This is a genomic window from Rhodovulum sp. FJ3, assembly GCF_032918305.1.
In the GTDB taxonomy this organism is placed as follows: Bacteria; Pseudomonadota; Alphaproteobacteria; order Rhodobacterales; family Rhodobacteraceae; genus SAT37.
The window spans coordinates 212,260-227,510 of sequence record NZ_JAWJUU010000004.1; the positions used below are offsets into that span (position 1 = coordinate 212,260).

The following is a 15,251-nucleotide window of genomic DNA, read 5'->3' on the forward strand; positions in this document are numbered from 1 at the left end:
TGCTCTTCGCGACGCAACGGAACTGTGCACCTGCAGCACGCGCAGGGTTAGGATGGCGCAACCTAATCGGGAGGGACTCACATGACCGGAATCGTAATTCTGTCGGGCGCGCGCACGGCCATCGGTGGCTTTGGCGGCAGTTTGTCGGGCATCGCGCCTATTGATCTGGGCACCACGGTGGCCAAGGCCGCGCTTGATCGCGCGGGCGTTGCCGGCGATCAGATCGGTCAGGTGGTCTTTGGCCACGTCATCAACACCGAACCGCGCGATATGTACCTGTCCCGCGTCGCCGCAATGCAGGCCGGTATCCCCGAAGGCACCCCCGCGTTGAACGTGAACCGCCTGTGCGGGTCGGGCGCGCAGGCGATTGTGTCGGCCACGCAGGCCCTGATGCTGGGGGATGCGGATTTCGCCCTTGCAGGTGGTGCCGAGAATATGAGCCGCTCTCCCTATATCCTGCCCTCGGCGCGCTGGGGCCAAAAGATGGGCGATACCGGCGCGTCCGACATGATGCTGGGCGCGCTTAGCTGCCCCTTCGGCACGGGCCATATGGGTGTGACGGCGGAAAACGTCGCCGCCGATTACGGCATCTCACGCGAGGATCAGGACGCCTTTGCCCTTGAAAGCCAACGCCGCGCGGCCGCCGCGATTGAGGCGGGCCATTTCAAGGACCAGATCGTGCCGGTCGAAATCAAATCCAAACGCGCGACCGTCGAATTCGACACGGATGAGCACCCCAAGGCCACCACGATTGAGGCCCTATCGGGTCTGCGCGCCGTGTTCCAAAAAGACGGCAGCGTGACCGCAGGCAACGCCAGCGGCATCAACGATGGCGCCGCCGCTGTGGTTCTGGCCCGCGAAGAGGCCGCCGTCGCCGCGGGTCTGACGCCCCGCGCGCGGATCACCGGTTATGCCGTTGCGGGCGTGCCCCCGCGCATCATGGGCATCGGCCCGATCCCTGCGGTGCAAAAGCTGTGCGAGAAAACCGGCCTATCGGTCGCCGATTTCGACGTCATCGAAAGCAACGAGGCCTTTGCCGCACAGGCGCTTGCGGTGTCGAATGAACTGGGCCTCGATCCGGCCAAGGTGAACCCGAACGGCGGCGCGATTGCCCTTGGCCATCCGGTCGGCGCGACGGGTGCGATCCTGACGGTCAAGGCGATGTACGAACTGGAACGTACGGGCGGCAAAACCGCGCTGATCACCATGTGCATCGGCGGCGGTCAGGGCATTGCCATCGCAATCGAGCGCGCCTGATCCTATTCGACCTCAACGGTGATCTGCACGGCGGTTCCGTCGGCGTCGATCACCGACAGGTCCGAAAAGCCACGCCGCATATCCGGCAACATCATGTCCCGCCCCCGCAACACGGGGGCGACGGGCACACCGTTCACCAGAACGGCAAAGGGCGGCACCCCATCCATCAGGCGCAGGGGCACCCCGCCCCCATCGCTGCGCAACCGCGCGCCGTCCGGCGGGAACGCGATGGACAGGCCCGCGCGGGTCGGGTTCAGATCACTGGGCGCAACCCCGAACCGACGCAGGGGCGGCGGCAATTCACCGGTTGAGACGATCAACGCCTGTTCCGGCGGGGCGGCGAACCTGTCGGGCGCGGGTTTCAGGATACCAAAGGCTTGGAACAGGATCGGCGCGGCGGCCTCGGCCCCAAAGGCTCCGGGCACCGGTGTGCCGTCCGGCCGCCCGATCCAGACCCCGATCACGTGGCGCGCATCATAGCCAATGGCCCACGCATCGCGGTGCCCATAGGACGTGCCGGTTTTATACGCGATGTCTCCCGTCGGCGCATTCACCGGTCGTGGCGTTTCGCGCAGGATATCGGTCACATACCACGCCGCCGTTTCCCCGATCAGACGCGGGCCCGCCTCGGTCCCCTCGCCCATGCGCCAGACCAGCGGGCGCGCCACGCCCCCGTTGCCAAGCGCGCCATAGGCCTGCACCAGATCCATCAACGACACGCCCAATCCACCCAGCGCAATCGCCAGACCCGGTTGCCCGCCGGACAATTCGGGCCGCGCCCCACTATCGCGCAGGACCTGCATCAACCGCGCGGTGCCAAGCCGATCCAACACCTGCACCACCGGCGTGTTCAGCGACAGGTGCAGCGCGCGGCGCAACGTGATGTCGCCGCGAAATTCCCCGTCAAAGTTCTGGGGCGCATAGGTGTCGAACCGCACAGGACGATCCACAATCCGCGTTTCGGGATGCGCCAACCCGTCATCGAAGGCCAATCCATAGACGAACGGTTTCAACGTCGATCCCGGCGACCGCGACGCAGTCAGCATGTTCACAAACCCCCGCCGGTCGACATCGGTGAAATCCGCCGCCCCGATGGCGGCAAGTACCTGCCCCGTCTGGTGGTCCGCAACGACCAAAGCGGCGGAGACATGTGGGTCCTGCCCCAACATCGCCTCGGCTAGCAGGGTTTGTAGACGCGCCTGCAATGTGGCCTCTATGGTGAGTGTGTGAACGCCGTTCATATTCTGGTCCACCCGTGCCATGTCGGACAGATGTGGGGCAAGGATCGGCATGTCGGTCATTGCCCGTGGAACGCCCTCACGCCGTGCGGCGGCGGTTGTATCGGCGTCGAACAGACCGGCCATCTCGCCGCGCGCCAGCACCCGATCCCGCGCGGCAATCGCAGTCGCGAGATGCCGGTCAGGGCGGCGCGTTTCCGGCGATTGGGGCAGCGCGACCAACAACGCTGCCTCGGCCGGAGTCAGGCGCGCAGGCGGTTTCGCGAACCACATCAGGCTGGCCGCGCGGATGCCTTCGACATTGCCGCCGAACGGCGCGTGGATCAGGTAAAGGTTCAGGATATCCCGTTTGGACAGACGCCGTTCAAGGGCCAGTGCCAGACGCATCTGCCGGATCTTCCCGCCCCATTCACCGGTCGGACCGTCCTCTATCAAACGCGCTGTTTGCATGGTCAGGGTCGAGGCACCGGACACCACCCGCCCCGCGCGCAGGGACTGCCATGCCGCGCGCAACATCGCGCGCGGATCAACGCCGTGGTGGCTGTAGAACCGGCGGTCCTCATAGGCGATCAGCAGGTCGATGTAGGCCGGATCGACATCCTCAACCCGCGCGCCCATGCGCCAGCGTCCGTCGTCCACCGTATAGGCGCGCAACAACTCGCCGTGGCGATCGCGCACCTCGACCGACAATTCGGCGCGCAGGTCCGGCATCGGCGCCCTATCGACCCACGCATCAAACCCGTCCCGCGCCATGGCCAGAGACCACAGCGCGCAAACAAGGATGATCAGGGCGGACCGGCGCATCAGTGCACCGTCACACGCCCTGCATCGGTCCACGCGCGTTGGTCGGGGCGATACATGTCCTCAACCGTGGCGGCGGGGTGGTGATAGGCGCCGGGCACCGTCGCCCGCACGATATAGGCAAGTCGGAAGGGCCGGTCGCTGGACCAGTCAATCGCGGCCATAAACCGGTCCTGACGGAACTCGGCATTGGCGACATTGGTTTCCGCGTTCAGCCAGTCGAGCGCCCGCACATCACCCCCGCGCAGCAAGTTCGGGTTGTCGATCTCGAACCCTGCGGGCAGGCGGTCGGTGACCATCAACCGCGCCTCGGCACGCTGATACGGCGTGACGTCCACCACGGTGACAAGGCGCGTGCCCGTCGCAACCGTACTGGGGTCGACCGGTTCGCCGTCCATCGTGTAATAGGATCGCGTGATGTCATATCCGGCACCGCCAGCGGGCGGAGCGACCTCAGGAACGCCATAGGTGGTCAGGGTCATCTGCACGTCCTGTCCCCCGCCATTGCGCACGGCCAGACCTTTTTCGGTGACACCCTGCTCCAACACCGCTAGGGTCGGGCCCTCAATTTGAACGTCGTTCACAAAAATGCGCTGCACCGCAGCATTATCGACGAGGGCATGCGCGGCCAACAGGGTCCACGCGGCCTCTTGGGTGGTGCGGGTGCTGGGTCCGTCGGTGGCGGCATCGATCAGCCGTTCAAGGTTCACGGCATTCGTGCCTGCCTCGGTCGCGAGGGCCACAATCGCCGCCGCGTCCCGCCGGTTGGTGCCATAATCCGCACGCCAGATCCGCGCCTCACCCTCGGCCAGACGAGAGGTCATCAGGCGGCTGGCCTGTGCGAACATGTAATCCGCGCGGATCTGTTCACCGTAAAACGCCAAGGCCGCGCCGAGTTGGGCCGCGCCAAGGGGTGTGGTAAACGCATCCGCCTTGACGTCGGCATAATAGCGCAAATCGCCAATCGCCGCGCGCCCGTCACGGGCCAGCACCATCAGGGCATAGGCGATGCCGTCCCCGCCACTTTCAAAATCGGCGGCGTAATTCAACTGATTTCGCAGGTTATCCAGCGCTTGGGTATAGGCCAGATCGGGGACAGTCAGACCATTTGCCCGCGCCCGCCCGAGGAAATCGGTGACATAGGCATCCAGCCACAAATCCCCTGTCTCGGGTGACCATAGACCGAACGAGCCGTTCGATGCTTGGTTCGTCAGAACCTCGGCCACAGCGGTGTTCAAACGGTCAGTCAACTCATCCGCACCGCCAAGGCCCATCGCACCAGCCACTTGGTTGAAATACAGCAATGGTAACGCGCGCGCGGTGATCTGCTCGGTACATCCATAGGGATAGCGATCCAGCCCCTGCAGCAAACCAGGCGCGTCAAACCGCGCCAGTGGCCCAAAGGCCAGCGTCGCCCGCGCCGTGCCCGCGCCGTACCCGTCAAACACATCCTGGGTCAGGTTAAAGGACGCGCCGGACACAACATCGAACCGGTTGGTGCGCGTGGTTTCGGGATCGTTGCGCATCACCGGAATAGTCAGGGCCTTGGTCAATTCGGTCCCATCGCCAAGCGTTAGGGACAGGTTCACGGTCTGTGTCCCAACCTCGCCTGCGCGCAGCGGAATGCGCAGATGCGCCGCGCCGGTTTGCGGCAGGGCAACCGTGGTCGGCAGGGGGTTGGTGATGGTCAAACCGTCACTGGTACTCATCGCAAAGGCAACGTCGCCCGCCAAGGCCTCGGTCCGCTGCAGGTCCAACAGCATGACCGTTTCATCCCCCGGCGCCATGAAGCGCGGCACGCTGGCCGTCAACACAACGGGATCGGCGAGGGTGACATCGGTGGTCGCTTGGCCCACGCCGTTCGCGCTCCACGCCATGGCCATCAGGCGCACGGTGCCGTTGAACGCGGGGATGTCGAATGTCGCGTTGACCGTTCCATCCGCGCCGACCGGCAGGGGCCCCGAGAAATAGGCGACCAGATCCTCGGTCGGGGGCGGCGATTGCAGACGCATCTGCGCCGAGGCGTCCCCGCCAGAACGCGTGGTGCCCGCCGCGCCGCCGAAGGTGTCGATCAGGCGACCATAGATATCGCGGATGCCAAGACCCAGCTTGCGCTGACCAAAGAAATAGGCATCGGGTTCCGGTGCCTCGAACCCCGTCAGGTTCAGAATGCCCACATCCACGGCGGCAAGGGTTACATAGGCCGGTTCGTTTGTGGGCAGGTTGGCGATGCTGACCGTGGTCGTCATGGGCGCACGCGGGGTGACGTCGCCGAGTGTCGCGACACTGACGTCCAAGCGGCGATCCGCGGGCGAAATCGGCGCATAGGCGATGCCCATGGCCCGCGCGGGTTCCAGTTCATCGTCCGCATCCATCGCGCGGAACAGGGTCACACCGACATAGGCCCCCGCGCCCCAATCCGCGTCGATCTGCAAAGGAATGCGGTTTTCGCCCGCCTCCATCTGCACCGTTTCGCGGTGGATCAGATGATCGTCCATCACGGTGATCAGGGCGGTACCGGCGTATCGCGGCACAACCCGCAACATGGCCGTATCCCCAATCGCATAGCCGTCACGGTCCAGAGACATCTCAAGACGGTCAGGGCTATCGCCCGCCTCACCACCGCCATACCAACCGGCATAGAAACTGACCGAAGAGCGGGTGAAATCGCCCTCGGTCTCGGACACGACCAATTCGTATTCGCCCCATTCAACGGGTTCTGCGACGGACAATCGCCCGTCTGTGGTGATGGCTGTGCCCGATGCGATGCGGGTGCGGGTCGTGACGGGTTCCCAGTTCCAGTTGCCGTAAAGCTGATACCACTGATACCGCGTTTGAACATGGTTCAATTCCCACTCCACAGGGCGTGGGACGGGGGCGTCACCGTCGCCCAGTGTGACCACCTCAAACCGTGCCTCGGTGCCCTCGGGCAGGACATCGTCGAACAGGGGTTTGATCCCGATCTTGGTGCCCTCCGTCATCACCGATTGGGACAGGCGGCGTTCGACCGGACGACCTGACCCTTCGCGCAGGCGCAGGGTCAGGTTCACCGTCGCGGGCCATCCATCCAGATCAATATCGGGCAGGGCCGCGTCAATCACTGCCTGCCCCGATGCGTCGGTTTGCTCGGCCCCGCCGAAATAGGACGTGCCGCGCGGCACCTCGGCGTCATAGGCCCCGAACTGATACCCGGGATAGGCATCGATGTTGCGCGTGCCGGTCAGGGTCAATTCGCCCTCAACCGGCAGATCGACCGCAGGCGCCCCGAACAGGTAATCCGCCTGAACCGTCACCGCCCCATCCGCATAGGTCAGATCGAAATCGAACCTCTCGGGCAGGAAATCCTCAACCAACACGGTGCTGCGGGCCAAGGCAGGGCGGTCCGGATCGGTATAGATCGCGACCGACCATGTGCCACGCGGCACACCGCCCAGCAGGTCAAAGTCGAACACATGCCCGCCAAGCGCCGCCCCGTCCGAGCGCACCCGCGCATATTCCACACCGTCGGGACGGCGCAGGATCGCGGTCAGGGGCACATCGGTCTGGGAAACCACCGCCGGATCACGGGCCAACGCGGTGGCATAGATCGTTTCGCCCGCGCGGTACGCGCCACGGTCGGTGGTCAGGAACACGTCGATGGGTTCGGGCGGCGCGCGTCCCGTGACCCCACGATCCGACAGATCAAAGGCGGGATCGGTCAGGGACATAAAGCTGATGTCGCTCTCTCCGTCGCGCAGGACGATCAACGCAGGCTCGGCCCCGCCTGTTCCGGCCAGAAATCCGGGCGGCACGTTCAGATAGCCATCTGCGTCCGTCACATCGGTGGCCAGAACGCGGTTGGACCGCGACAGGACGCTCACCTCGACCCCCGCACGCGGGGTCGTTTCGGCCAGAGATCGGGCAAAGACATGCAGACCGTCGTTGCCCTGCAGGGTGCTAAAGCCCAGATCGCTGATCACAAACCATTGGGTTGCGGGGGCGACGTCATAGGGATCGGTGTCGGGCACCGAGGCCTGCAACACATAGATCCCCGCCGGCAGATCCGCCAGCGCCTGATCCAACGGCAGGCGCGTGGTGGTTTCAGCGTTGATCGTATTGGCGACTTCGCCCGTGCCGGTCCAAATGTCCTCGGCCACAGTGCCCGCGAAACTGTCCTCCTGCCACGGGGACAGAGGACGACCGAAATATTGATTCTGCACCGCGCGCAGCAGGTTGCGTTCGGCCACGCGACGGATGCGCAGGTCTACGCGGTCGGTGTTTACGGTGACAATCGGGATCGACGGGGCCCCCGTGGCGGGCAGGACATAGGCCCGCCCCGGAAAGCGGACAACGGGATCGCGGTCACGCACATATTGGGTCAGGGTGACGTCCTTTTGCAGGACCTCGCCGCTTGTCCCTGGCAGGCCCGCGCGCAGGGTGATCTGGTACCGCTCGCCATGCTGAACGCCGTTCACGCACAGTTGCGCATCCTCGGCGGAAATGGCCAGACCGCCGGTTTGCGTGCTGACAAAGGTCGCGTAATCGGTGCCGGCGGGGCGCAGGCTTTCCGAGAACACCGCGCAAATCCGAGGCTCGGTCGCGTTGTTGTCGACCCGCGTTTCAATCACGCGGAACCCGTATTGCCCGATGGCGCGGTTCAGATCGGCAACAAGGTATTCGCGCGGGGACAGCTCCGTCGCAAGGCGCAGCGCGGGGATCATCGCCCGCCCGCGCCCTTTGAGTTCCAGCATCTCGGCCAGACCAGCCAAATGCGCCGCGCGTATGGCATCCGTTTCGGCACGCAGGTAGGCGTTGATATAGGCCAACAGGGCCGTGTCCAGATACCGGCGCGCGCTATAGTCGCCCTTGGTGCCTTCCTCACGGGCGATTTCGCCGTAATAGGCCCACAGGTCCGCCGAATCCGTCAGGGTCAGGGCCGCCCCAAGCGCAGCCATGGCATCCACCCGACGCCCTGCCGCGCGCAAATCCCGCGCCGACAACACCAGATCGCCCACCGTGCGCCCATCCGCGAATGTTGTATTGCCCAAGGACTGGGCCAGCTTAGTCGCCTCGGCGATGTCCTGATCGCTAAGGAACGACAGATCCGCGCGCCGGTCCGTGGCCCGCGCCAATACGCCCGCGTCCGTTTCAATCACGCGCGCCGACAGGGCACCCGCATAGGGTTCGGGATCAGAGGCCGCGGTTTTGGGAAAACAGCTATTGGAGCGGGCGTTGAACGTGAACGCCCCGCATTGCGCATCGTTCAGACAGGCGGTGCGACATCCCTCGAACGAGGTGTCAAAAATCGACCGCAAATCGCCACCTGGAAAGTCCACATCCCGTGTCACCGTGATCCGTTTGTCCGGTATGGGCCCGTCCGCGCCTTGGGCCATCGCCATTCCCGACACCCCGACCAAAACCGCGAAAACCGCACTGCGCAAACCAAACATTGGAACACCTCAAAACACCTGATCTATGCGGGAATGCTGACACGGGCGCGCAGGTCTGGCAACGACTGTGTCCGCGTTAACCGGCCATTCACCTTAAGTTGCAACTGTGCCCCAACGGATCGTGCAACAGGGCCTGGTATGTCGCTGGAACAAAAACTTGCCGAAGAACGTCGCGGCCGCCTCGCGGCGGAACGGCTCTTGGAACAAAAGAGCCGCGAGTTGTTCGAGGCGAATCGCAAACTTGGCGAACATGCGCGGATGTTGTCCGATGAAATCGACGTCACGCGGCAGGAAAACACGCAGGTGCGCGAGGAACTGCAAGAGGTCAGCACCGCCTACGCCATCGCCGAACGGCGGCTGTGGGATTCGCTTGAGACCGTGCGCGACGGGTTTGCTGTGTTCGATGCGGATGGGCATCTGGTGGCCGCGAACCCCGCGTTTCTGGGTGTGTTCGACGGTCTGGAGGAGGTCTGTATCGGCGCGCGTTACCCCGACATCCTACGTCTGATTATCGAAGAGGGCCTTGTCGATACCGAGGGCGACACGCCCGAGGGCTGGTTACAGGGGATGGTCGATCGTTGGTCCCAAGATGAGATTCCGGACCGCGTTATTCGCCTGTGGAACGGGACGTATATCAAGCTGATCGACCGGCGCACGCCCACGGGTGACATCGTGTGCATGTATCTGAACATCACCGATATGATGCGCATGTGGGCCGCGGTTGAGGCCGTGCCGGACGGGTTTGTCCTCTATGATCACGATGACAAACTGGTCATGTGCAACGAGCGGTACAAGGAAATCTACGCCCACAGCGCGACCGAAATGATCCCCGGGAAAACGTTTGAGGAAATCCTGCGCTTCGGTCTGGATCAGGGGCAATATGCCGACGCCATCGGGCGCGAAGAGGACTGGTTGGCCGAGCGGATGGCACGCCATTTCAAACCGGACCAACCGATTGAACAGCAACTGACCGACGGGCGGTGGCTGCGCATTCTGGAAAAACGCACGCCCGATGGCGGTCTGGTCGGTCTGCGCGTCGACATCACCGAACAAAAGCGCCAGCAACAGGCGCTAGATGAATCCCGCGTCGCCGCCGAAAGCGCGAACCGCGCCAAATCCGCGTTCCTCGCGAATATGAGCCACGAGTTACGCACGCCAATGAATGGCGTTGTCGGCATGGCCGAACTGCTCTGCGATACGGAACTCAGCGAGGAACAGCGCCTCTATTCCGAAACCATCCGCCATTCGGGTGAGGCGTTGTTGTCCCTGTTGAACGACGTTCTGGACTATTCGAAAATCGAGGCGGAGAAGCTCACGCTAAAGCCCGAGCCGTTCGATCTGGAACGCGCGATCCACGATGTGGTGATGCTGTTGCAGGCGACCGCGCAGGACAAGGATCTGGATATCCTGATCGACTATGACCTGTTCCTGCCGACCCAGTTTACGGGTGATCGCGGGCGCATCCGTCAAATCCTGACGAACCTTGTGGGCAACGCGGTCAAATTCACCACCGCGGGCCATGTGCTGGTGCGGGTGGTTGGCCTTGGCTGTGACGAGGACGGCACCCAGACCATCCACATCACGGTTGAGGACACCGGCATCGGCATCGCCGAGGACATGCAAGAACACATTTTCGGTCAGTTCAATCAGGTCGAGGATCAACAAAACCGCATGTTTGAGGGCACGGGCCTTGGCCTTGCGATCACCAAACAGTTGGTCGAACTGATGGGCGGGGAAATCTGGGTCGAATCCGAAAAAGGGGTCGGGTCTTGTTTTGGTTTCCGCCTGATCCTGCCCGCCGCCGAGGGTGAAGAGGAACCGCCCGTTCCCCTGAACTTTGACGGGCGCGCCTTGGTTGTGGATGACCAGATCGTCAACCGTACAATCCTTGAACGCCAGTTGATCCAGATGGGGTTCGACGTGACCCTGTGCGAAACGGGGGCCCAAGCGCTTGGGGAGGTTGGCCCTTTCGATCTGGTCGTAACGGACATGAATATGCCCGGCATGTCGGGCGCGGAATTTGCCGCGCGCCTGCGGGAGCGCGGGGATCAGGTGCCGATCCTGCTGCTCAGCTCGTCGCATGCTTTGGGCGACATCGAAAACGTGTCACAGGTCCTCAGCAAACCCGCCCTGCGGCGTCAGTTGCAGGGCGCGATTGCCCGATTGGTCACCGCCCCACCCCCGACCGTGGACATCACGCCGCCGCGCCAGATGCGGGTGCTGGTCGCCGAGGACAACCGGACCAACCGTCTGGTGTTTTCGAAAATGGTTAAGGACCTGCACATCGACCTTCAATTCGCGGAAAACGGACGTCTGGCGGTTGAGGCCGTGCAGGAGTTCAAACCCGATCTCGTATTCATGGATATCTCGATGCCCGAAATGGACGGCAAAGAGGCGACGCGCACAATCCGCAAACGCGAGGCTGATGAGACCTTGCCGCACACGCCTATTGTCGCCCTGACCGCCCACGCAATGGAGGGCGACGCCGACGACATCTTTGCGGCGGGGGTCGATCATTATCTGACCAAACCCCTGCGCAAGGATCTAATTAGCGGAAAAATCCGCGACTATTGCCCAACCACCTGTATCCCCGTCGAGGGTGAGGTCGACGTGCCGGTTCAGACCTCGGCCTGATCGCGCAAAAAGACCCAGTTGTCGCCGTCGGTCAGGTCGGCGTTGAACGCATACTCGCCCGTGTCGAAATCCTTGATCGCCTCAGGATCTGACAGACGGTTTTCAATGATGAACCGCGCCATCGAACCCCGCGCCTTTTTGGCGTAAAAGCTGACGATCTTGGGCTGGCCGTTCTTCATCTCCATGAACACCGGCGTAATCACCCGCAGGTGCAGCGCGTCCAGATCGACCGCTCCGAAATATTCCTGACTGGCGCAATTGATCAGGGTGTCGATCCCGGCCTCGGCGGCATCCTCGTTCAGCTGTTTCGCGATCCGGTCGCCCCAGAACGCATAGAGGTTCTTGCCCCGCGGGTTTTTCAGACGGCTCCCCATTTCAAGGCGATAGGGCTGAATCCCATCCAATGGGCGCAGTGCGCCGTATAGCCCCGACAGAATCCGCAAATGCGATTGAGCCCAGCGTAGATCATCCGCCGACATCGTTCCCGCATCCAGACCCGTATAGGTGTCCCCGTCGAAAATCAGGGCCGCTTGCTTCAACTGATCACCGTCCGCATCGGGATCGAAGGTCGCAAACCGGTCCGCATTCAGACGGGCAAGGTTTTCGCTGATCCCCATCAGTTTTTGCAACTCGGCCACGGACAGGTCGCCCGCCACTTTGGCCAGTTCATTCGCCTGATCGCCAAAGCGCGGCGCGGTGATCTCCAGATCCGGCACCGGCGTTTCGTTCAGCTTTTTCGCGGGTGAAATTGCGACCAGCATAAAGGCCCCCTATCTTTCGTCCTGTGCCTGACCTAGGACGCCTCAAGCAGCACTTCAAGAAATGCCTCACCAAAGCGTTCGGCGCGGCGATCGCCCAGCATCCGCGTGATGGTGTTCAGATTGTCAGGCCGGATTTCCGCCAGCTTGGCCAGAACCGACGACGAACAACTCAGCGGCTTGTCGCCCCCGTCCGTTCCCCGTGCCAGATCGGCCTGCACGGCCAACAGACGGTCATAGATTTCACCCGCGCCGCGTGCCGCCAATTTGCGGCGTTTGGGGTGCATGTCGCCCGTCATTTCACCGGTGATGATCTCCAGAAACGCCGCGCCATAGCGTTCAAGCTTTTTGGCACCAACCCCACCAATCCGCGCCATGGCGTCCATGTTGGCGGGCCGTGTTTCGGCCATTTCGATCAGGGTCCGGTCGTTGAAAATCATATAGGCGGGCAGCGCGGCCTCTTCGGCAAAGGCACGGCGCCGCGCCTTGAGCGCCGAGAGCAACGGTGCGTCCTCGTCCGACACCAGCGTGCGCAGCGCGGGGCGCGCGCGTTCCGATTTTAACGTGTCCTTGCGCAGGGTGATCGACGCCTCGCCACGCAAAATGGGGCGCGCGGGTTCGGTCATGCGCAGCGCGCCGTGGCGTTCGGGATCGGGCCGGACAAGGTCATGGCCCATCATCTGGCGAAACACCGCCTGCCATTGACGCCGGTTGAACTCGGTCCCCACGCCAAAGGTCGGCAGTTGGTCGTGATTTCGGCCCAGAACCTTATCCGTACGCTGACCGGTCAGAATGTCGATCAGATGACCCGCGCCGAAATATTCCCCTGTCCGCAGGATCGCCGACAGGGCCTTGCGCACGGCCTCGGTCCCGTCGAAGAGATCGGGCGGGCTGTCGCACAGATCGCATTTGCCGCAGGGTTCGGCCTGTTCCCCGAAATAGGCCAGCAATGCAACACGGCGGCATCCCGTCGCCTCGGCCAGACCCAAAAGGGCGTTCAGGCGGGCGTGATCGGCGCTGCGCCGTTCGGGTGGCGCGAGGCTCTCATCAATCTGGGTGCGGCGCAGGCGGATGTCGTCAGGACCGAACAGGGTCAGGGTTTCCGCCGGCGCGCCGTCGCGACCCGCGCGGCCGATTTCCTGATAGTAGGCTTCAATCGACTTGGGCAAATCTGCATGTGCGACCCAGCGCACATCGGGCTTGTCGACCCCCATGCCAAAGGCCACGGTGGCAACAACGATCAACCCGTCCTCGATCGCGAAGCGTTCTTCGACGTGGCGACGTGCCTCGGGGTCCATACCTCCGTGATAGGAACAGGCGGTATGCCCCGCCTCGGCCAAGGCCGCGGACAGGGTTTCGGTTTTCGCCCGCGTTCCGCAATAGACGATGCCCGACTGTCCTTTGCGCGCATCGGCAAAGCGTAGGATCTGCTGGCGCGGGCTATCCTTGACCGCAAAGGCAAGGTGGATATTGGGCCGGTCGAACCCGCGCAGGAACGTCTCGGGCGCAATGCCATCGAACAGACGCTGCACGATTTCGGCGCGGGTTTCGGCGTCGGCGGTGGCGGTGAATGCGGCGACCGGCACGTTCAGCGCCTGTCGCAATTCCCCTATCCGCAGGTAATCGGGGCGGAAATCATGTCCCCATTGGCTGACGCAATGGGCCTCATCTACGGCGATGCGTGCAATGTTGGACCGGCGCAGCATCGACAGGGTGCCCATGGACGCCAACCGTTCGGGCGCCATATAGAGCAGACGCAATTCACCCGCGTTCAGGGACGACAGAACCGCGTCGTTTTCATCTTCGGTATTGGCCGAGGTCAGGGCACCGGCGCAAACACCCGCCTCTTTCAGTGCGCGCACCTGATCGCGCATCAGGGCAATCAGGGGCGACACAACCAATGTGACCCCATCCCCCATCAGCGCAGGCAATTGATAACACAGGGATTTCCCGCCACCCGTTGGCATGATGGCCAGCGTGTTTTTACCGTCGATCACGGATTGCACGATATCCGCCTGTCCGGGGCGAAAGTCGTCGAATCCGAATACCGAGGCCAAAAGCCGCTGTGCCTGTTCCATTGATCCCTTGGGGGTTTTGTTTACCGCTCTGGCGGAAACATCCCACGTTCAGAATCGGGGGACAAGCCCCTAGAACGCTTACATGTTGTTTCGGATCACAATACGTAGTGCCGCGATGGCGAGGATCACAATCAATGGTGCCAGATCCAGACCACCCGTATAGGGCAGACGGCGACGGATCGGACCATAGAGCGGTTCCAGCAACCGGTTCAGGCCATCCCACAGTTGCGCGACCAACGGCTGACGCAGGTTCAGCACCTGAAAGCTGATCAGCCAGCTAAAGATGATGTGCACGATGATTACAAACCAGACAACATCAAGGATCATCAACAAAATCTGAAAGATCGACTGCATATCCGTTTCACACCCCTAATTGCGCTCTCTATGACCTAGTTGCAGGACCCCCGCGACGCAAGCACCTAACGCAACGTCGTGCCTTGACCCTACCCCGCGACCGGCCACTTTGGCCCAAAGGAGACGCCGAATGTACCCGTTGTTGCGCCTGATCAAGGGCGATCTGACCAGCCGAAACGCCCCGCCCCTGCCCCTCACGGGGACGCATGTGTCCTATCACCTGTGCTGGCCTTGGGACATTGATCCATGGGCGGAACTGAACAACGGGCGGACCCTAACCCTATATGACCTAGGGCGCGTGCCTTTGGCCAACCGCACCGGTTTGCGCAAGGCGTTGGTCGACAACAAATGGGGCATGACCGTCGCGGGCAGTTCGGTGCGCTATCGCCGCCGTGTACGGATGTTTGACCGTGTGCGGATGCACAGCCGCTGTATCGGCTGGGATCACCGATTTTTGTATATAGATCAAAGCATGTGGAACGGGGACATCTGCACCTCGCAGGCCCTGTTGCGCACCGCCATCACCTCACGCGACGGGATCGTCGATCCGGCCCATGTGGCCAAGGTTTTGAACCACGATGGCCCTTCGCCCGAGTTGCCGGATTGGGTCAAAGGTTGGATTTCCGCGGACGGCGAACGCCCTTGGCCGCCTAAAGTTGAAGGTATCTAAACTCTTGCGTTCAGATCGTTTTCCCGATCTTA

8 protein-coding genes are annotated in these 15,251 nt (G+C 62.9%); 3 read left to right on the forward strand and 5 right to left on the reverse strand.

The window, feature by feature from the left end; genetic code table 11:
• Positions 1-81: 81 nt before the first annotated feature.
• Positions 82-1,257: an acetyl-CoA C-acyltransferase family protein gene (locus R1W00_RS12875; protein WP_317263159.1), complete on the forward strand. Its 1,176-nt coding sequence runs from the start codon at positions 82-84 to the stop codon at positions 1,255-1,257.
• Between the two features lie 2 nt (positions 1,258-1,259).
• On the opposite strand, the gene pbpC is transcribed toward R1W00_RS12875, so the two are convergent.
• Together pbpC and R1W00_RS12885 are read right to left on the reverse strand one after the other, a co-directional pair.
• Complete coding sequence (pbpC, locus tag R1W00_RS12880; RefSeq protein ID WP_317263160.1) at positions 1,260-3,299, reverse strand: penicillin-binding protein 1C; 2,040 nt, start codon at positions 3,297-3,299, stop codon at positions 1,260-1,262.
• Positions 3,299-8,725, reverse strand: a complete 5,427-nt coding sequence (locus R1W00_RS12885) for an alpha-2-macroglobulin family protein (RefSeq protein ID WP_317263161.1) — start codon at positions 8,723-8,725, stop codon at positions 3,299-3,301. Before R1W00_RS12885 ends, pbpC begins: the two co-directional genes overlap by 1 nt.
• A gap of 138 nt (positions 8,726-8,863) precedes the next feature.
• Here R1W00_RS12885 and R1W00_RS12890 point away from each other — a divergent pair, with 138 nt between their 5' ends.
• On the forward strand, positions 8,864-11,359 hold the full coding sequence (locus R1W00_RS12890; protein WP_317263162.1) for a response regulator: 2,496 nt from the start codon (positions 8,864-8,866) through the stop codon (positions 11,357-11,359).
• Here R1W00_RS12890 and yaaA read toward each other — a convergent pair.
• From yaaA to R1W00_RS12905, 3 genes are all read right to left on the reverse strand, one after another.
• On the reverse strand, positions 11,344-12,120 hold the full coding sequence (gene yaaA, locus R1W00_RS12895) for a peroxide stress protein YaaA (protein ID WP_317263163.1): 777 nt from the start codon (positions 12,118-12,120) through the stop codon (positions 11,344-11,346). The two genes, R1W00_RS12890 and yaaA, sit on opposite strands and share 16 nt — an antisense overlap.
• A gap of 32 nt (positions 12,121-12,152) precedes the next feature.
• Positions 12,153-14,195, reverse strand: coding sequence for a DNA helicase RecQ (gene recQ / locus R1W00_RS12900; protein WP_317263164.1), 2,043 nt, complete (start codon positions 14,193-14,195; stop codon positions 12,153-12,155).
• 78 nt (positions 14,196-14,273) lie between these two features.
• Positions 14,274-14,549, reverse strand: coding sequence for a YggT family protein (locus R1W00_RS12905; RefSeq protein ID WP_317263165.1), 276 nt, complete (start codon positions 14,547-14,549; stop codon positions 14,274-14,276).
• 130 nt (positions 14,550-14,679) lie between these two features.
• Between R1W00_RS12905 and R1W00_RS12910 the strand changes: the two genes are divergently transcribed.
• Positions 14,680-15,219: a thioesterase family protein gene (locus tag R1W00_RS12910; protein ID WP_317263166.1), complete on the forward strand. Its 540-nt coding sequence runs from the start codon at positions 14,680-14,682 to the stop codon at positions 15,217-15,219.
• Positions 15,220-15,251 lie beyond the last annotated feature (32 nt).

Coding starts and splice junctions, on each gene's coding strand:
- R1W00_RS12875 (WP_317263159.1), top strand. CDS start 82: ATGACCGGAATCGTAATTCTGTCGGGCGCGCGCACGGCCATCGGTGGC.
- pbpC (WP_317263160.1), bottom strand. CDS start 3,299: ATGCGCCGGTCCGCCCTGATCATCCTTGTTTGCGCGCTGTGGTCTCTG.
- R1W00_RS12885 (WP_317263161.1), bottom strand. CDS start 8,725: ATGTTTGGTTTGCGCAGTGCGGTTTTCGCGGTTTTGGTCGGGGTGTCG.
- R1W00_RS12890 (WP_317263162.1), top strand. CDS start 8,864: ATGTCGCTGGAACAAAAACTTGCCGAAGAACGTCGCGGCCGCCTCGCG.
- yaaA (WP_317263163.1), bottom strand. CDS start 12,120: ATGCTGGTCGCAATTTCACCCGCGAAAAAGCTGAACGAAACGCCGGTG.
- recQ (WP_317263164.1), bottom strand. CDS start 14,195: ATGGAACAGGCACAGCGGCTTTTGGCCTCGGTATTCGGATTCGACGAC.
- R1W00_RS12905 (WP_317263165.1), bottom strand. CDS start 14,549: ATGCAGTCGATCTTTCAGATTTTGTTGATGATCCTTGATGTTGTCTGG.
- R1W00_RS12910 (WP_317263166.1), top strand. CDS start 14,680: ATGTACCCGTTGTTGCGCCTGATCAAGGGCGATCTGACCAGCCGAAAC.